The 18,842-nt window shown below is 44.7% G+C and carries 12 protein-coding genes and 1 pseudogene; 5 read left to right on the forward strand and 8 right to left on the reverse strand.

Annotated features, from left to right (window positions below; genetic code table 11):
- The 6 genes from LEP1GSC060_RS07505 to LEP1GSC060_RS07530 form a co-directional block, all read right to left on the reverse strand.
- Window positions 1-341 (reverse strand): hypothetical protein (locus LEP1GSC060_RS07505; RefSeq protein WP_080634530.1); only part of this gene is annotated, 341 nt, incomplete at its 3' end.
- Between the two features lie 412 nt (window positions 342-753).
- On the reverse strand, window positions 754-1,887 hold the full coding sequence (locus LEP1GSC060_RS07510; protein WP_003000544.1) for a glycosyltransferase family 2 protein: 1,134 nt from the start codon (window positions 1,885-1,887) through the stop codon (window positions 754-756).
- Window positions 1,888-1,905: 18 nt separating this feature from the next.
- On the reverse strand, window positions 1,906-3,384 hold the full coding sequence (locus LEP1GSC060_RS07515) for a glycosyltransferase family 39 protein (RefSeq protein ID WP_003000478.1): 1,479 nt from the start codon (window positions 3,382-3,384) through the stop codon (window positions 1,906-1,908).
- 3 nt (window positions 3,385-3,387) lie between these two features.
- A complete protein-coding gene (locus tag LEP1GSC060_RS07520) occupies window positions 3,388-4,884 on the reverse strand; it encodes an FAD-binding oxidoreductase (RefSeq protein WP_003000530.1) in 1,497 nt (498 codons plus the stop codon).
- A gap of 32 nt (window positions 4,885-4,916) precedes the next feature.
- The gene (locus LEP1GSC060_RS07525; protein WP_003000487.1) at window positions 4,917-5,648 is read right to left on the reverse strand and encodes an SDR family NAD(P)-dependent oxidoreductase; all 732 of its coding nucleotides are present in this window, start codon (window positions 5,646-5,648) and stop codon (window positions 4,917-4,919) included.
- A gap of 236 nt (window positions 5,649-5,884) precedes the next feature.
- Window positions 5,885-6,652, reverse strand: coding sequence for an arginyltransferase (locus tag LEP1GSC060_RS07530; RefSeq protein ID WP_003000507.1), 768 nt, complete (start codon window positions 6,650-6,652; stop codon window positions 5,885-5,887).
- Between the two features lie 125 nt (window positions 6,653-6,777).
- Between LEP1GSC060_RS07530 and LEP1GSC060_RS07535 the strand changes: the two genes are divergently transcribed.
- The 5 genes from LEP1GSC060_RS07535 (at window position 6,778) to LEP1GSC060_RS07555 (ending at window position 11,187) form a co-directional block, all read left to right on the forward strand.
- Complete coding sequence (locus LEP1GSC060_RS07535) at window positions 6,778-7,095, forward strand: hypothetical protein (protein ID WP_003000568.1); 318 nt, start codon at window positions 6,778-6,780, stop codon at window positions 7,093-7,095.
- A complete protein-coding gene (locus LEP1GSC060_RS07540; RefSeq protein WP_003000397.1) occupies window positions 7,092-7,481 on the forward strand; it encodes a ribonuclease HI family protein in 390 nt (129 codons plus the stop codon). The genes LEP1GSC060_RS07535 and LEP1GSC060_RS07540 overlap by 4 nt, the downstream gene beginning before the upstream one ends.
- An 88-nt stretch (window positions 7,482-7,569) precedes the next feature.
- The gene (locus LEP1GSC060_RS07545) at window positions 7,570-7,917 is read left to right on the forward strand and encodes a hypothetical protein (RefSeq protein WP_036095797.1); all 348 of its coding nucleotides are present in this window, start codon (window positions 7,570-7,572) and stop codon (window positions 7,915-7,917) included.
- A complete protein-coding gene (locus LEP1GSC060_RS07550) occupies window positions 7,910-9,214 on the forward strand; it encodes a CCA tRNA nucleotidyltransferase (protein ID WP_003000505.1) in 1,305 nt (434 codons plus the stop codon). The genes LEP1GSC060_RS07545 and LEP1GSC060_RS07550 overlap by 8 nt, the downstream gene beginning before the upstream one ends.
- A 314-nt stretch (window positions 9,215-9,528) precedes the next feature.
- Window positions 9,529-11,187, forward strand: a complete 1,659-nt coding sequence (locus tag LEP1GSC060_RS07555) for an outer membrane beta-barrel protein (RefSeq protein WP_003000481.1) — start codon at window positions 9,529-9,531, stop codon at window positions 11,185-11,187.
- Window positions 11,188-11,547: 360 nt separating this feature from the next.
- On the opposite strand, the gene LEP1GSC060_RS07560 is transcribed toward LEP1GSC060_RS07555, so the two are convergent.
- Both LEP1GSC060_RS07560 and LEP1GSC060_RS07570 read right to left on the reverse strand, forming a co-directional pair.
- Window positions 11,548-14,889, reverse strand: coding sequence for an efflux RND transporter permease subunit (locus tag LEP1GSC060_RS07560; protein WP_003000551.1), 3,342 nt, complete (start codon window positions 14,887-14,889; stop codon window positions 11,548-11,550).
- Window positions 14,890-15,605: 716 nt separating this feature from the next.
- Window positions 15,606-18,840, reverse strand: a pseudogene (locus tag LEP1GSC060_RS07570) (efflux RND transporter permease subunit); the annotation flags it as partial.
- Window positions 18,841-18,842: the final 2 nt, after the last annotated feature.

The raw sequence follows: 18,842 nt of genomic DNA on the forward strand, positions 1-18,842 counted from the left end.
TGATTTTTTACACAGCCAAAATCTTTCACGAACTCCTTCGTTTTAGGTAGGCTTATTCCTGTCGCGTCGCAAGCTGCAACTATATAACCTTTATGCGTTTTGCAATTCGTTACATTTTTGTAGTAGCTGTTTACTAATATTTCGTTTAATGATTCAAACACTTGCGGATTTAATTTCTCCCGCGCTAAGGAAAACGCTTGTTTCGTCACAGCTTTCTTTCCTAAATTCTTAAAATATCTATATAACTCGACCGCTAAGCTTTTGTTTAATAAGTTTATCATGGCTATAAGCAACCTCGGTAGGGTTAGTTGACGATTCCGAGTAAAAGCACTCGGTTTCATTCGCGCGATTTCCAGAATCTTTCTGGAATATATCCAAGCTTCTAATTCGCCTATGACTGTTATTCTTTCTTGCCCATGTCTTCTTGTCGTACTAAATTCTTTAATCTTTAGTCTTTTTTCTTAAATTGACAGCATTGTCCTATGGGTCGCTCTATTTCTTTGCTACGCAAAGAGCCAACGGTTTAACTCAATCTCACTCCCTAAGGGTCGTTCGATAATGCTCCGCTGCCTTATGACTAACTCGCTTCCTATGGGGCGCTCTATTTCTTTGCTACGCAAAGAGCCAACGGCAACGCTCCGCTGCCTTATGACTAACTCGCTTCCTATGGGGCGCTCTATTTCTTTGCTACGCAAAGAGCCAACGGCAACGCTCCGCTGCCTTATGACTAACTCGCTTCCTATGGGGCGCTCGTTATGTTCTTTTTAGTAAATGGGCGGTGATCGTTTGTCCGATTAAATTTAAAATCTGAACGCTCAAAAAACTGATCATCAGAATCTCTTTTTCCAAATCGAGAACTTGGAAAGAATTTCTCCACCAACGAAACACGATAAACGCGAAAAGCAAAATCACAAACAAAATCATTCTTGCGGAATACCAAAAAAGAAGATCTTCAGACAAAAGGTTCAATTTAGAATACAAGCCCAATTCCGGAATTTTACGAGCGGCGAGAAACAAACCGATCGCCCAAATCGTTTGTCCAAGTGTCGCTACCAGAAGAGAAACGGTAAGAGAATGAATCCCGAAGATATGAAAAGGACCGATCGCAATGATCCCCGTAAAGTAACCGAAAATCGTAATCGCCCAGCCGATCCAAAAAAACGTAAAACCTGTATAATAAAAAAGCTGTTGGGAATGAATGAGAATTTGCAAAAGATGTCTCATTCCGTCCCTCCAAGTTCTTAAATGAGGAATCCTGCCCGCTACGTCCGGACGCAAACTAATCGGAACGTGAGAAAGTTTGATTCCGCTTCGAAGCGCTTTCACAAGCATCTCGGAAGCGAATTCCATTCCGGTACTTTCGATCTCCCATTCTAGATATTTTTTCTTCAAAAAACAACGAAAACCGGAATTTGCGTCTTTGACACGGTTTCCTTTTTTTGAATATAATAAATTGATAATCCAGTTGATCACTGGTGTTCCCAAATAACGATGTAAAAAAGGCATCGCTCCCCGATGTATCGTCCCGTCCAATCGGGAACCGATCACGAACTCCGCGCCTTTTTCCATCTCCGCAAGAAGCGCGGGAGATTCCAAGAAATCGTAAGTATCGTCCGCGTCGGCAAATAATACGATTTCTCCGCCTGCGTTTATGATCCCGAAATTCAACGCGGCTCCGTATCCTCTTTCTTTACAATGAACGACCTTAGCGCCGAACTTCTTTGCGATCGATACGGATTTATCCTCGCTTCCGTTGTCGGACACGAGAATTTCCACGTTGTATTGTTTTAATTCTTTCTTGAGTCGAACGAGTTTTTCCAAAACGAGTGGAAGTGTTTTTTCCTCGTTCAAACAGGGAATTACGTAGGTGATGTTTTTTTTCTTCATGGTTTAAAATTCCGGAAATTATTTTTTACGGATGGTAATGACTCTCATTCCGTAAAACAACTGATCCTTTCGATCGAATGTTTTTTTCGTAAATAACGAATCCACTTCCTTTGAATTTAATTTCTCCCAAGAAGTTTCCAAAATCACGAGATATTTTCTCGCAGGATCGTGAATAAAAAGATCCGCCTCTTTTTTGGCGTAGATCTTGGGCGTCACACCCGTAATCTTTGCCGTCTTTAAAAAGTATTCCATATTATAGGTATGAGAAGAACAAAGAAGTGTGAACTCTTGAGGACGATCCTGAATCGTAGAGATGATGTACCGAGAACTTTCTCTCCACTGCTCCTTATACGGTTTATAGTAATGACGCGTAAAATAATAAAGCGACACAAGAGATATCAAAATCAGAATCGATTCGAGCCTTCTCCCCTTGTAAATCGGAAACAAGGAAAAACCGGTCGCGATCAAAAAATACAAGGCGGGCGCCGTAACCAAAAGATTTCTCGCGGTGATCAAAGGTTGAACGGAAGAAAGAATTCCGAGAACGACTGAGAATATGAGAAGGATGATTCCGAACAAAACGGCCGACTTTTTATGAGAGGGTTCTAGAACGACGAATTCCGTTTGACTCTTTTGAAAATAAAGGGAAACAAATCCGACGAGCAAAGCCAGAGAAGCCACGATTCCGGGGACGAACTTCTTTAGAATTCCGGAATGAAAGATCAGATCGAAAAATACGATAAACGCCGTGATTCCCGCTTCCGGAATCCAAGAAGCGATTCCTATCTTATCCGAATTGAATAACAGATAAAGCGCCGGAAGAAATAGAATTCCGAAGACGATACCGAAAACCAATTCCATTTTGGGAATTTTTTTTGTATAGATCCATTCTCCGATAAAAATCCCGAGAAAAACGGATGCGGACCAAATAAATCCGAAAAAATGAGTATAAGATGCTAATAAAGAAATTCCTAATAAACTCAAGTAGAAACGGAAATTCTTCTTTTCTCCGTTTTCGTAGACGAGTTTCAAAACGAACGCAAGCTGAATCGTACAAAACAAAACCAAAAGACTATAAGACCTGAGTTCCTGGGAATAATAGATAAGCCCCGTGGATAAACTTAAAAGAGCCGAGACGGAAACCTTGATTCTCCCGCCTAATGCGCGAGGTGAAAAGTAGTAAAACGCAAAAGGAACGAGTAACCCCGCGATCGCGCTGAACAACCTACCGACAAAAACGCTGGGTTGAAACCATTGGAACCAAAAATACAAAAGGGTTTGATACAACGGAGGATGAGGATCGTTTTTCATCCAATCCCAGAGATTACGTAAGGAAGTTTCCGAGGAAGCTCGAATCGAAAAGAGTTCGTCTTCCCAAGGACTTTGCAGATCCAAACGAAAAAGTCGAAAGAACGCGCCTAACGCAAATATAAATAGGAAAACTTTTAGATCCTTATTTCTTTTGATTTCCGTTAATAACGAGTTCCAACGACTCATAAATCACCAGATCCCCATGATTCTTCTATAAAGATCGGTTTCCAAAATTCCCTTCGGATCGTATTTCTTTTTCAAAGCAAAAAACTTCTCCAAATTCTTTTTAGGAAACGCGCGTTGTACGATTTCCGGTCTGAGTGTGCTGTCCTTTGCGAAGTAAAACCTTCCTCCGAACTTTAAGACGGTTTCGTCCAACTCTCCCGCGAGTTCCCAAAGTCTTTTTTTGTTTCCGGAAGTTACAGGAAAATCCATCGCCATCGAATAACCGTCCAACGCGTGTGTGAGTAAAAACGGATCCGGTTTATGTTTTTTGAATACAGCCAACCAGGTTACGATTCCCCGTTTCTGACAGATTTTTAGAATTTCAGAGAAAGCATCCACCGCATTTTCCTTGGGAATAAAACTCTGGTACTGAATCATGGAACCGGGTTTATACATAAACTTCCAATTCGGAACGTAATCCAGTAAAAACGCATATTCGGCGTGTCCTTGAAAATAAGGTTTGTTGTTCGTCAAATAACCGGAAATGAATTTCGCAAAGTTGACGAGCCTCATTCCTAAGTTATTAGCAAACGGAAGCATAAACAACCACATCCAAGACTTCGGAACGATTCCGAGAAATGTGCTCGGTAAATTCTGTTTTTCTAATTTACAATTTTCAGGGAAGTCGGGGTCTTCTCCTTTTTTCAAATGAACGGCCTTGTGAATCTGCCCCCTTCCGAGCGAACTTCCGGAAGCGAACGCATCCACCCAACCCACAAGATAATCCGAATTCTTATATTCCTTTTCGAAGTAATCGAACATATCCTGAAGATTTTCACTGACCACGGGCCAGACCTTCATCTTTCCCGCGTAGATCCGTTTCAATTGGATCGTTACGGTCAAAAAAGCTCCGAGCATTCCAAAACCCGAAATCGCCGCAAAAAAAAGTTCCTGATTTTTTTTACGGGAACAAACAAGAACCTTTCCGTCCGGAGTCATAAACGTAAATTCAAGAACGTGATCTCCGATCGGACCCACGGCAAAGTTATTCTTTCCGTGAATGTTCATAGAAAGCGCGCCGCCGAGCGTCGGAAACATCGTTCCGCTTACCACCGAAGGCCAGTAACCTTTTTCGATTCCGAATTCCCAGAGTTGTTTGATCGTGACTCCGGACTCCGCTTTGATGATTCCCGTTTTGGAATCGAATTCCAAAATTCGATTGTATTTGGAAATATCGATCACCGCGCCCTTTGTATTGGTGGCCGCGTCTCCGTAGCTGCAACCTCCGCCGCGAAAAGTCAGCTTCAATCCTTTCTCGTTCGCATAAGAAAAGATGTTTCTAAAGTCTTCTTCCTTTTCCGGAAATAGTACCGGTGAGATGGAATGATGATTCATTCCCCACGCTTCCACCTTGTTAGGCTCAGGAAGTTGAATTTCAATCGATGATTTTTTTGCCTTCGATTGTTTCGAAGTTTTTGCGGAAGACTTCTTTTTAGGAGAAGACTTGGTTGCGGTTGCCATAGTGTTTACCCTTTCAATCGTTTCCGGTTCATTCAAATAGAAAGACGTTTGAAGAGGAAAGACGGAATCGAACGGATTATCAAACCCACAAGTCCCCAACGCGCCGGAACATAGATACATTCTTTACCGGAATCCGCCGCCTTGACGATGATCGTCGCCGCTTCTTTTGCGGAGATGAGCCAGAAAACGCCTTTCATTCCTTGTGTCATCACCGTATCGATAAAACCCGGTTTTACCGTGAGAACTTGAACGCCTAACACGCCCAGACGATTTCGAAGCGCTTCGAGATAGGTGTTCATTCCCGCCTTGGAAGTATTGTAAACCGGATTGCCTCTTCTTCCTCGATCGCCCGCAATCGAAGAGATTCCGATAATCTTTCCGCTTTTTTGTTTTTGAAACAAACTCGCGGCGGGATTGAGCCACGCCACACAACCCAAAAGATTGGTGTTCAACATGGCGATATCTTTTTCAACGTCGAACTCGTCCGGTTTGATGTTGTACATAATTCCGGAAGCGTAATAAATCTCGTCCAGACCTTTCATGGATTTGACCGCTTTTTGAAAAAGGGAATCCGCCTGATCGAAGTTTGTCACGTCGTGTTTGATGATCAATGTTTTCGTTTTGTCAAACGGAGCCGCAATCGCCTTCAATTCCTTATCGCGACGAGCCACGAGAGTGACCGTATTTCCCTGCTCCAAAAGAAGAGTCGCTAATTCCTTTCCTATTCCGCTAGAGGCGCCGACGACGATGATTTTTTTTGCCATATGGATCCGTTCTACGGGAAGAAACGGAACTGACAAGTATGATTTAAAGGGAGAATGTTTCCGAAATTTGTTTCAATTCCATTTTGAAACTAGAAGAATTGAAAGAGTCCGAAAGCCATAATGTTTTAGTGGAAAGGCGACGGAGGACCTTCGAGTTTATTTTTGATAAAACAAAATGAATTTTTGGATCTACCGTAAAATGAAATGAAGGTTTTACTTCTCCGTTTTGCGACGCTCTACCAAGAAAAGTCCGTGTGCCGCTTTTGAAATTCTTCGAAACGAATCCAATGATTCGTATCCGGTTCTCGAATCTCCCCGGGGGTCCAATACTTTTTATAATCCATATCCGGATGTCCCGGAAGGAAATAACCGAGGTGATAGAATTTCATTCCCATTTCCTTCGCGTAAAGAATGGAACAAAGGATCGCAAAACTTCCCAAACTTCGATCCGTATAATCCGGATCATAAACGGAATAAACCGCGGAAAGAGAATCGGAGGCGCGGTCCAAGATCATAAAACCGAGAAGCTTCTCATCCAAAACGAGAGTCATCTCCAAAGAATTTTCGGGATACGCGAAAAGATTCCAACACATTCCTTCCAGAAGTTCCCGATCCGATTCTCCGATCACAAAACTTTCGTAACGAGATCTTTGATAACGCAGGTAAAGAATTTCTTTTTCAGCGGTCAAAGCGGGAAATCCGAATCGAACCGTAAGATCGGCGTTCTTTTTTAAAAGTCTCTTTCGATTTCTACTCGGAACAAAATCGTCCAAAGGAATCCGATAACTCAGACAATCACTGCAACCGTTACAAGAAGCCCGGTAGAGAACGTTTCCGGTTCTTCGAAAACCCGCGTCGAAAAAAAACTGCATGGCTTCCTTTGCGATCTCTTCCGGAAACGGAAAATATTGAATCCGACTCAAACGATCCGAGTAATACGAACAGCTCTTCTCCGGACTGATGGGAAGGGAATCCACGAGGTTTTGGAGTTTATGCCGAATCATCTTAGGAAACTTTGACGGATCGTACCGGACTCGTAAAGTTTTTTAGGGAAAACTCGACGAAAGAGACGACTGTTTTCAGTATGGTTTTTAATACGAATCACGTGTAAGGATCCAAAAACTTTCAGATGCACAAACTCTTTATGAACTTCGAAGTAAAAAAACGCGGCCTTCGAATCGCCTTATTTTTTACGATCGCCAGTCTGATTTGTTTTTGGATGGAAAATACAATCCTCCAATTCACTCTTCTCGGACTCGGACTCATTTCTTTCGTGTTCACTCTGGTACATCCGGAGGCATTTTATTCTTTTACCAATCGGCTTCTGGAGTGGACCTTAACCTTTCTAAGCGGGATCGCAAAAGGCGGCCTATTATTCTCCTATCTGATTTTTTGGAAACCGATTCGGCTTGGGATCGATCTCTTTCGGGGAGAAAAAAATTCTTGATCACCATCTTTTGCGACGGAGCGTCCAAGGGAAACCCGGGACCGTCCTCGATCGGAGTTGTGGCCTATATCTCCGAAAAGGAAGAATTCAAAATCTCCGAACGTATCGGAGAAACCACAAATAACGTAGCGGAATGGGCCTCGCTGAAAAAAGGTCTGGAAGAATGTATTCGAAGAAAGTTCGATTCCGTCCACGCTCACATGGACTCGGAACTCGTGGTCCGACAAGTCACCGGAAGGTATAAGGTAAAACATCCCAATCTTTTGGAGTATAAAAAGGAAGTGGACAAACTCGTTTCTTCCTTACAAAGTTTCCAGATCACTCATGTTCCCCGTGAAAAAAATTCGGTCGCAGATAAACTCGCAAACGAAGCCTTTCAGAAGTAAGGACTTTTCCGAAGGAAAACTCGATCCGGAAAATTTGACTTTTCGGAAAAACTCTAATCGGAATCGGTTCGAAAATACGTTTGTTCTTTTGCGGAGAATTTCGTTCTGCATCGTTTTGTTTTATACCTCGTTCGGTTGCGGCCGATCTCTGAAGGACAAACTGATCGTTCTTCAAAAAGAAGAAAAGTTCGAAGAGATGTTTTTGCTCTGTCTTTCCGAAAAGGAAACGGCGGACACGAAAGAACTCTGCGACCTCGCCGCGGAAAAAACGGCTACGGGAATCGATAAGATCCTATCCGAAAAAACGGAACTTCCTTTCAGTCAAATCACTGTGGATCCGGAATGGAAAAAGAAAATCGAGACCATTCTCCGGAACAACGAAACGTTTCGAAACCGATACGGAAATCTTTGGAAAAAAACGATACAAGATGACTAACGTGGATCCGGTCGTACTGATCGAAAAAATCCCCGAAGTTTTTCGGGAAGACATGATCCATATCACACAAACCGTTCTTAAAGAAGGCGGAGAATGTTATCTGATCGGAGGTTCCGTACGGGATCTTGTACTTTCGAAAGTTCCCGAAGAATTCGATCTGGCGACTTCTCTTTCACCCGAAAAAATTCTTTCCATCTTCAAAAGAACCGTTCCCACGGGTATCAAACACGGAACGGTAACCGTTCTGATCCAAGACCGCGCTTATGAAATCACTACTTTTCGGAAGGACGCGGACTACGTGGACGGAAGAAGACCCGAAACCGTGGAATTCGGAGTTTCGTTAGGCGAAGATCTCAAACGAAGAGATTTTACGATGAACGCTCTGGCCCTGGATCTGGAGACAAAACGTTTCATCGACGAACACTCGGGGCTTTCGGACATTCGGAACAAGATCATTCGAACGATCGGCGATCCGATTCAAAGATTTACCGAGGACGGTCTGAGACCGATCCGTGCGATTCGTTTTGTAAGCAGCCTGGGTTTTACCTTGGAACCGAACACCGCAAAGGCGATCGTCGCATGCAGAAACGTTACCGCAAAGGTTTCCAGAGAAAGAGTTCACGACGAGCTGAACAAAACTCTGAAAAGCAAAAACCCGACTCCGTCCTTAAAGTTATTTAAGGAATTTCAGATCTTGGAATTATTTACGAATCTCCAACTATATCCGACTGAAAACAGGATCGTGGAAGAAAAAATTCAAGAAGTTCCCGCGTTTCCTCCGAGTCTCAGGCTTTCTTTTTTACAAGCTTGGCTGTTCGGAAACTTTCCCAACGAAAACGTCGCAAAACAGTTTATGAAAGACCTCCGTTATTCCAATCAAAACACAAAGGATTCGGTTTTCTTCTCGACTATGTTGGTTATCCTATTGAATCGGAAACAAAACGCCGCTTTGACGACGGACTCTGAAATTCGAAGGATTCTTTTACATCCGGTTTGTGTACATGCGGGAAGGGAAAATCTCCGGATCGTAACGGAACATATTCTCAATCTTGCATATACGTACGAGCCGGTTCTCAGAGATGTTTTCGATTTTCGGAAAATTTTAGATCTGATCGAACGATCTCAGGCCCTTCTTGTTACCGAATTGGCTCTTAGGGGAGAAGACGTTCTCAAGGCTTGTCCAAATCTGCCCCCCAAGGAAATCGGGTCCGTTCTCGAAAAACTTCTGTCCCACGTCCTCGAAAACCCGGACGAAAATCGAAAAGATTCCCTGCTTCCGCTTCTTCCTAAACCCTGACCTTGTAAAGTCCTTCTAACTCCCTAACCACTAAATCCTCGGTACTCCAAGCGTGGGAACGCCTACATTGCAAGGGGGCTAGGGACGAGTGGATAGGAATTAGGAATCGCTGATTTAAATGCATCCTTTCTACAATAATGCTTAATTACTAGGCAAACATATTAATAAAAGTAATATTATGTCATTCTTATTTATTTAATAAGCATTCATTTTCTTATTTCCAATCGATATATGCCGCTTTTTTAACCAAATTTTAATTTTTAAGCGTTGGCATATATTTTGCATAATTTGGGCATAGGAGATTTAGGAAAATGATGAGAATAAAAACAATCACCCTCGTTGCTTCAGTTCTCTGCTGGTTCGCTTCTTCCCAGGTCTTTGCTCAGACCGGGAAAAAGCCGGCAGCGGACGCTTCCGTTGTGCCAGCGCCGGTTTCCCAAACGGCCGAGCAGGAAGATAAAAAATGGTATGATCAAGTTGAATTTTCCGGGTTCGCAGATGTGTATTACATGTACAATCTCAATCCTAAACAAGGGAGCGATGTGGACGCCACCCGCGCTTTCGAAACGAGTAATAAAAACTTTGCGGTGAACGCCGTAGCTCTTACGATCCAGAAAGCAGCCGAAAAAAGTTCCCCCTGGGGTTTCAGGATCGACATCCAAAACGGTCAAAACAATGCGTTTCAGGAAGCTCCTTATTCCCAAAGCAACAGCATCTATAATTACAATATGCTCAAACAAGGATACGTAAGTTTGTACTTCCCGGTTTTAAAAGGTATGACGTTGGACGTCGGTAAAATGGCGACACATATCGGTTATGAGGTTCTCGAATCGATGAGTAATCCGAACTACTCGATAGGCGCGATCTTCCAAAATACGATCCCCTTTATTCATACCGGCGCCCGTCTGACCACGCAGTTCACGGATAAATGGGCCGGAACCTTTTATATCTACAACAGCGGCGGTGGTACCGGTTATAACTCTCCCGCAACTACAACCACGGCTCCTTTGAACGTTATCACCGATCCGGCTTACAGCGGGAATGCGGCGGGAAAAAGTTATTTTGTGGAAGGTCAAACGGAAAGGAAAGCGATCGGAACACAGCTCAAAGGCCAGTTGATCGAAGACAAATTGTCGATCACTTGGAACACGTTGTATTCGGCCGATGGAGCCTACGCTCGTGTCGATCCGTCCAAAGCGGCTATGGCTACGGAACTGGCCAACTCTTCGGGAGATTCTAAGATCGGCTTATACAACGTTGCAAATCCGCAAAGAGCAAAATACAACAAGGACTACTGGTTCATGAATCACGCGATTCTTTCCATCACTCCTACCGATAAAATCACGATCGACTTGGATTACACTTGGAGTGAAAAAGCCGGCGGCGCGGTTACCAACGGAAGTTTAGATCAAAGAAAATACAATGTAGACGGAACCGGAGCCGAAGTTTTCAACAAAGACACTCTTTTCCTGGGTCTGAATAACAAACGAGATATCAAAACCACTTACAAAGCTTACGCTATCTTTGCGAAGTTTAAAATCAACGAAGCCTGGGGAGTAAACGTTCGCGCCGAGTATATAGACGACAAACACAACAACGGCGCATTGACTACTTTCAATCCTTTTATGGGTCCGAACGCTTACGTCGGTGAATTCAAAAAAACCTCGGATGTTGCAATCGCAGACGCGGTGGCTACGGCCCTTGCCGCGGATCCCACTTTCGGATCCTTTGGAGTTACCAAAGAACAAATTCTCGAAGCGATGAGCGACGATTATAAAAACTACGGTGGAACCAGAAACGCAGGTCAGTACAAAACCTTTACCGTTACACCCGTTTGGAATTTTACCGAAAACCTGTTAATCAAACTGGATCTTCGTAGAGACTGGGCGACCGGAAAACAATTCGTAAATCAAAGCGGTGAGAAATCGGATCACCAAAACGGTTTGACCCTAGGGGTGGTTGCGAAGTTCTGAGGGAAACGGATCCGCTCCTCAAACTAGGAAGCTTTCCTAAACTTAAAGTGAAGGCTTCCTAAGGGAATACAATCCAGGGCGCTCTTTTGCAAAAGGCGCCTTTTTTTAAGAGAGAAAGACATTGTGAGACCTGAGTGAATTTTTTACAAAGAACAAAAAATACGGAAATCAAAGGCCCCACGTTTCATATCGGCTCGAAAGATTCCGGACAAACCTTCAATAGAAATTAAAAACCGTAGGTTAACCAACCGTCTTTCCGAACGACAACTTCTATATATCTACGATCTCGCCGCTCGGGAAAATTAGAATATTCGAAAATACGAAAGGAGTTCGTTCGATCCCTCGAACCCACTCCCATTTTTATTTCTTCTTGGACTTCTTAGCGGCCCCGGAAGACTTTCCTTTTTTCGGTTTTACCGAAGACTTTTCGGTTTCCGTTTCTGCTACTTTAGAAGAATCTAATTCCTCGTTTTCATATTCCTCCAAAGGATATTGATCCAAATAAGAGTAAGGCTCGAAAGCGGGCTCTTTTTGTTTTTTATGAAGGTTATACTTTCTTTCTCCGACAAGAATCAAATATAAGGACGGAAGAACCGTTAGAACGAGTAAAAGCGCGGAGAACAATCCTCCCACGATTACGGTTGCAAGCGGTCTCTGAACATCGGAACCGACACCCGAGGCAAGGGTCGCGGGGATGAGCCCTAAAAGCGCCAAAAGCATCGTCATGAGCATCGGTCTGAGCTGAATCACCGCGGCTTTTTTCACCGCTTCTCTTACGCTGATTTCGTCGTCTTCGTGTAATAAGTGATTGGTTCTTGATACGAAAAGAACTCCCGCCATCGTCGCGATTCCGAAAAGGGAAATAAATCCTACTCCGCCCGAAACGTTGAAATAATAACCGCGCATCAAAAGCGCGTAAATCCCTCCAACGAGAGACAAAGGAATACAGGCAAGAGCCACATAGACATACTTTAGGTTTTTATAAAGTAGATATAAAGCGCCGAAGATAATCGCGATCGTCAAAGGGATCACCATCGCCAAACGTGTCCCTACTCTCGCAAGATTTTCGTATTGCCCGCCGTAACGTATTTCGTAACCTTCCGGCAATTTCACTTTTTCCTGGACCTTTTTTCTAAGCTCGGCTACGAACCCGCCCTGATCCCTTCCTCGGATATTGGTTCGAACGGTTACGGTCCTTCTTCCTTCCTGACGAAAGATCATCGTAGGCCCGTCTTCCAAAGTGACCTTCGCCAGCTCCGACAAAGGAATTCTTTCTCCTTTGGGAGAAATGATCGGCATGTTTTCGATCGCTCTTTGAGACGTTCGATAGTCTTTAGAGAATCGAACCACGATCCCGAATCGAGCCGGAGTTTTCGGAGGGATGTCGGAAGGACCTTCGTAGAGAGTGTCGATTCTCTGCATCCCGATCGCGGCTTCCACCATCTGTTGAATGTCGCTAACGTTGATTCCAAAACGCGCAGCAGCTTCTCGATCGATTCGAACGGTAAGCTGCGGACTGTCCGCTTCTTGCTCGATTCCGTATTCGCTGGCCCCTTTCATTTCTTTTACGATTTCAAGAATTTCGTTCCCGATCTGTCTCATAACCTTGAGATCGTTCCCGGATACGAACACGGCCAAGTCAGCGATCGTTCCCATGATCGCTTCGGATAAGTTATCCATGATCGGTTGAGAAAAACTCACTCGGGCTCCGGGGAGTCCCGCTTCAAGATCGTTTCGCATTCTAAGCAATAATTCCGTCTTGGTGATTTTTTCCTTCCAGTCGTCGTAGTCTTTCAAACCTACGAGAACTTCCAAGCGGTTCGGAGGAAGCGGATCCGTCCCGTCGTCGTTTCTTCCCAACTGGGAAAGTACGACGTTGACCTGTTCGTTTTTATAGATGAGTTGTCTGATTCTCGGAATAAATTTTTTAGACTCGGGTAATGAAATTCCCACGGGAAAGAAAATTCTTAGGTTAAAACCGCCCTCGTCCATCTCGGGTAAGAATTCCGTTCCCAAGGACAAACCGCCTACTACCAACAAACTTCCCACGACGGAAAAACAAATCGTTACAACTCTTTTCGATCTTTCTACGAGCCACTCGATAAGCCTTTCGTATTTTCTTTCCAACCATTCGTAAAACGGATTATGCCATTCGATCGGACCCGGATTGGCCGACTCGAAATAGTTGCGGTAGATGTAGGACATCATCACCGGAATTGCGGTCATCGAAAAGATGAGCGCCCCTATAATCGCAAAGGAAATCGTAAACGCCATCGGCTTGAAAAGTCTTCCCTCGATTCTTTCAAAGGAAAAGATCGGAAGATAGGCAAGCACGATGATGAGAATGGAAAAAATGATTTCAGTCCCCACTTCGGACGCGGAGTCCACGGTAAAACGGATGATTCCTTTTTTCTTATCGATCGCAGAAGCGTCTCTATAACGACGCATAACGTTCTCCACCATCACAACCGCTCCGTCCACGATGATCCCGAAGTCGATGGCGCCTAATGACAGTAAGCTGGCCGGAATTCCGGTGATATTCATCAATAAAAATGCGAACAACATCGCGAAAGGAATCGTCGCAACGACCACCATAGAAGCCTTGACGCTTCCTATAAAAAAAATCAAAACCAAACTGACAACGACCACACCTTCCACAAGTGTCTTACCGATCGTTCTAAGCGTATAGTTTACGAGATCGGTTCTATCGTACGTCGTTCTGATCCGAACGCCGTCCGGAAGATAATTCTCGTTGATCTCTTTTACCTTGGCCCCAATTCGTTCTCCCATGATGTTCGGATCTCCCCAACGTCGGATCGCAACCAAACCTTGTACGGAAGAATCCACGTCGATCAAACCTTCTTGATCGTTTTGGATCGTATAACCGAGAACCCCGCTCGGAATCGGGTGGGAAATTTCCACACTTCCCAAATCTCTAATGAAAACCGGAACTCCGTTTACCGTTTTGACTACGATATTTTCGATATGTTTCGGATCTCGGATCGCCCCCAGGGATCGGATCGGAAAACCCTGTTCTCCTTGTAAGAGTAAATTACCGCCGGTGTTGAGATTGTTTCGTTGGATCGCCTCGATTACGTCGTTGATCGTAAGTTTATATCGAATCAACTTATCCGGGGTAGTCACTACGTGATATTGTTTGGGCAATCCTCCAAAAGTTACGACATCGGCAATTCCGGGAATCCCGAGCATCTTGGGCATGATGACCCAGTCCTGGATCGTTCTGAGCTCCATCGAAGTGTGATTGGCTTTTGACTCGACGATGTATCTGTAAATTTCTCCCACGGGAGAACTCATCGGTCCGAGAGTCGGTTGTATTTCTGCGGGAATATCCGCGTCTCGAACTCTTTCCAAAAGACGGGTCCGCGCAAAGTAATCGTCCGTCCCGTCCTCGAACACGAATTGAAATACGACAAGACCGTTGATCGTTCTGGATCGTCTGACCGCAACCTTAGGAATTGCGTTCAACACCCTTTCGATGGGAATCGTAACCCGCTCTTCCACTTCCACGGCGGCCTTGCCGGGAAACTTTGCGATCAATCTTACTTGGGTATCGGCAATATCGGAATATGCTTCTTTTCTAATATCAATCCAAGCCCAAATTCCGAATACGACGGTCGCGGCCGATGCGATCAAAGTTGCAAGACGAAAACGAAGTACACCTTCGAGTATAGTACGAATCATGATTCAATTCCTCAATGTAGGTCGATTAAGATCGGGATTGATTTAAAGCAGGCGCTTAGTGCGAATCGAATTCACACTTGATTTTAGCTCGGAGAATTTGTTAGGAAAGATTGCGACTTGGAACCGAAACCTCGTACTCGTTCGGAATACAAAGATCGGAGAAGAGAATCACTCGAATTCAAACGACCCAAAAGCAAAATACACACAAACCGCCCGCAATCAACGTCAAACAGGATCCAATTACGTATAAATGTATCCTCGCCAAAAAGACATTGCAAAGGCAAAATTCCCGAAAACTTTTTGGTCGTCTATCATTCAAAGTATCCGATTGATTGCTTAAGAAAGATGGGAAACCCTAACAAGACGGCAAGCATTTTTTTAAAACGCCGGAAGATACTCCGTAGACGGCGCTTCGAATGTTTTTTCCAAAAATTATCCGACCGCAGGAGCCACACTATAGTTCAAGCGCGGTCCAGCTCTTGGAATCCAAGGGCTGGACTGGATTCGCCCAGATTTTCTTATACCGAACCCACGTTAAATAAAACCGACTCAACTCTTTTTGGGTTTCTTCATTTTGGTCGTCCCTTTTTTCCCGTTCTTCTCATTTCGAGACGCAGCGGGTTCCTCTGGGTCGTACTCAATCAAAGAATCAGTTTCCGTTCCGTACGTTTCGCTCGAACCTTTGGATGTATCGGAGGAAACCCCGCTTTGTTTGTTTTTTTCACCCATTACCAAAATATAAAAACTTAGCATCACGGTTAACACTAAGAGTAACGCGGAGGCAAGCCCCCACCATCACGGTAGCGAGAGGTCTTTGTACATCCGAACCGACTCCGGACGCCATCGTCGCAGGGATGAGTCCGAGTAATGCGAGTAACATCGTCATCAAACGAGGTCGAAGCTGAGTGACCGCCGAAGCAATGGCAGCCTCTCTTACGGTTACCCGATAATCCTCGTCCCGAAGGTGATTCGCTTTGGAAACGAATAAAATTCCGGCCATGGTCGCGATCCCGAATCAGGAAATAAAACCCACACCCGCCGAGACGTTGAAGTAATATCCCCTTGCGAGTAACGCGTAAATTCCTCCTAAAAGAGAAAGAGGAATACAAGAAAGTGCAACGATCACAGACTTCAGATCTCGATAGAGCATAAACAGAAGCCCGAAGATAATTCCGATCGTAACCGGAATCACGATCGCGAGTTGTTTGCCGACCCTTGCGAGGTTTTCATACTGACCGCCGTATTTGATTTCAAACCCTTCCGGAATTCGAACTTCCTTCTTTAGAGCCGGTCTCAAAACTTTGATAGAACTTGAGATAAGCTGGAATTGAGAAACAATCTACCAGTTTTGAGACCGGCTCTTACTCTCTGTTGAAGCTCGGCTACGAAACCGCCTTGATCTCGCCCTCGGACGTTCAATCGAACGGTAAGGGTTCGTTTACCGTCCTGTCTAAAGATCATCGTGGGAGAATCTTCTTGAGTGATATCCGCCAATTCGGACAGAGGAATTCTTTCTCCCTTAGGTGAGATAATTGGAATATTCGCAATTTCTCTTGCAGATTGACGATAGTCTTTTGAAAAACGAACCGCGATCCCGAAGAGTGCGCGCTCCTTGGGAGGATTGTCCATCGGTCCTTCATACAAATAACCGATGGGTTCCATCCCTACCGCGGCTTCGATTAGATTTTGAATGTCTTTGATATTGATTCCGTAACGAGCGGCCACCGCTCTTTTAATACGAATTACAAGTTGAGGCGCGGGACCTTCTTGTTCGATTCCGTACTCGCTCGCGCCTTTCATGTCGGCGACGATATCTAAAATTTGTTGTGAGATTTGCCTCATCACTTTCAGATCCTGACCGGAAACGAAAACCGCCAAGTCCGCGATCGTTCCCATGATCGCCTCGGAAAGATTATCCATAATCGGTTGCGAGAAGCTGACCTTTACGCCGGGTAATCCGGCTTCCAATTCGTTTCTCATACGAATCAGAAGTTGTTCTTTGGTGATCTTCTCATTCCAATTTTTGTAGTCTTTCAAACCTACATAAACTTCCAATCGGTTCGGAGGAAGAGGATCGGTTCCGTCGTCGTTTCTTCCATATTGAGAAAGAATCATACTCACCTGTTCGTTCTTATAGATGAGAGCGCGAACCTTAGGAACGAATTTTTTTGCTTCGGGAAGGGAAATCCCAACGGGAAAGTAAAGCCTGAGAGTGAACCCCCCTTCATCCAAGGAAGGTAAGAATTCGGTTCCGAGAGACATCGCACCTACGATCAAAAGTCCGGTCACACCGGTAAACGCGATCGTCACGACTCGCTTTGATCTTGCAACGAGATAGTGAACGACCTTTTCATACGATCTTTCCATCCATTCGTAAACGGGGTTATGCCATTCGATCGGTCCCGGATTTTTGGATTCAAAATATCTTCTGTAGAAAAAAGACATGAGCACCGGCACGACCGTCATCGTAAAGAGAAGCGCTCCGAAAATTGCAAACGAAAGAGTAAAGGCCATCGGTTTGAAAAGTCGCCCTTCGATTCTTTCAAAAGAAAAAATCGGAAGATAGGCCAAGATGATGATCAAAATCGCGAATAAAACTTCGGTTCCCACTTCGGTCGCGCAGTCGTATGTAAATCGAACGATTCCTTTTTGTTTATCCGCCGGCGAAGCGTTCTTGTATCTTCGCATGATATTCTCGACCATCACGACGGCGCTATCCACTACGATCCCGAAGTCCACCGCTCCGAGTGACAAAAGACTCGCGGAAATGCCGGAAGAATTCATCATCGTAAACGAGAATAAAAGCGCGAACGGAATCGTCGCGACTACGACGATGGAAGCTCGTAAACTTCCGATAAAGAAAATCACGACTAAGCTGACTACGGCGATCCCTTCCAAGAGAGTGGTTCCTACCGTTCTCAGAGTGTATTTTACCAAGTCGCCCCGATCGTATGTGTTTCTGAGTCGGGTTCCTTCCGGCATATAACGATCGTTGATCTCGGCTACTTTTGCGCGGACCCTTTCCCCGAAGGCGTTCGGCTCCACCCAACGTCTCATAGCGACTAATCCTTGTACGGCGGAGTCCACATCGATCAGACCTTCCTGATCGTTTTGAACCGTATAACCCAGAACCCCGCTCGGGATCGGATGCGAAATTTCAACGCTACCGATATCTCTCACGAAAACCGGAACCCCGTTGACTACCTTGATTACGATATCCTCTATGTCCTCCGGAGTACGAATCGAACCCAGAGATCGGATCGGTAAAGACTGTTCCCCTTGTAAGAGAAAGTTTCCACCTGTGTTCAAGTTGTTGTCTTGAATCGCTTCGATTAAATCGGAAACGGTTACGCTGTATCGAATTAACTTTTCCGGCGAGGTCACCACGTGAAATTGTTTCGGCAAACCCCCGAAAGTAACCACGTCCGCGATTCCGGAAACCTGAAGCAGTTTGGGAATTACGATCCAATCTTGGATGGTTCTCAGTTCCATCGGAGTATGATTGCCTGTGGAAGATTCAACGACATATCGATAGACTTCTCCGACAGGCGAACTCATGGGCGCGAGAGTGGGAGTCACCTCTTCCGGAATGACTGCGTCCCTGACTTTTTCCATCAGACGCATCCGCGCGAAATAATCATCCGTACCTTCTTCAAACACGAATTGAAACACGACCAGACCGTTGATCGTTCTGGATCTTCTTACGATTAAGTTCGGAGTGGAATGGAGAACTCTTTCGATCGGCATTGTCACCCTTTCTTCCACTTCCAGAGTGGCCTTACCCGGAAACTTTGCTACGATACGAACCTGAGTATCGGCGATATCCGAATAGGCCTCCTTACGAATGTCGAACCAGGACCAAACCCCGATCATCAAAGAAACGACCGCTGCGGCTAACGTAAAATATCTGTATCGTAACGCGGATTCAATGATTAAGTTCAATATTTTCATGA

The organism is Leptospira weilii serovar Ranarum str. ICFT, assembly GCF_000332415.1.
GTDB lineage: Bacteria > Spirochaetota > Leptospiria > Leptospirales > Leptospiraceae > Leptospira > Leptospira weilii_A.

What these genes read in the sequence shown, in the direction of transcription:
- LEP1GSC060_RS07515 (WP_003000478.1), bottom strand. Translation starts at nt 3,384, where the DNA reads ATGAGTCGTTGGAACTCGTTATTAACGGAAATCAAAAGAAATAAGGAT.
- LEP1GSC060_RS07510 (WP_003000544.1), bottom strand. Translation starts at nt 1,887, where the DNA reads ATGAAGAAAAAAAACATCACCTACGTAATTCCCTGTTTGAACGAGGAA.
- LEP1GSC060_RS07520 (WP_003000530.1), bottom strand. Translation starts at nt 4,884, where the DNA reads ATGGCAACCGCAACCAAGTCTTCTCCTAAAAAGAAGTCTTCCGCAAAA.
- LEP1GSC060_RS07555 (WP_003000481.1), top strand. Translation starts at nt 9,529, where the DNA reads ATGAGAATAAAAACAATCACCCTCGTTGCTTCAGTTCTCTGCTGGTTC.
- LEP1GSC060_RS07530 (WP_003000507.1), bottom strand. Translation starts at nt 6,652, where the DNA reads ATGATTCGGCATAAACTCCAAAACCTCGTGGATTCCCTTCCCATCAGT.
- LEP1GSC060_RS07550 (WP_003000505.1), top strand. Translation starts at nt 7,910, where the DNA reads ATGACTAACGTGGATCCGGTCGTACTGATCGAAAAAATCCCCGAAGTT.
- LEP1GSC060_RS07560 (WP_003000551.1), bottom strand. Translation starts at nt 14,889, where the DNA reads ATGATTCGTACTATACTCGAAGGTGTACTTCGTTTTCGTCTTGCAACT.
- LEP1GSC060_RS07525 (WP_003000487.1), bottom strand. Translation starts at nt 5,648, where the DNA reads ATGGCAAAAAAAATCATCGTCGTCGGCGCCTCTAGCGGAATAGGAAAG.
- LEP1GSC060_RS07535 (WP_003000568.1), top strand. Translation starts at nt 6,778, where the DNA reads ATGCACAAACTCTTTATGAACTTCGAAGTAAAAAAACGCGGCCTTCGA.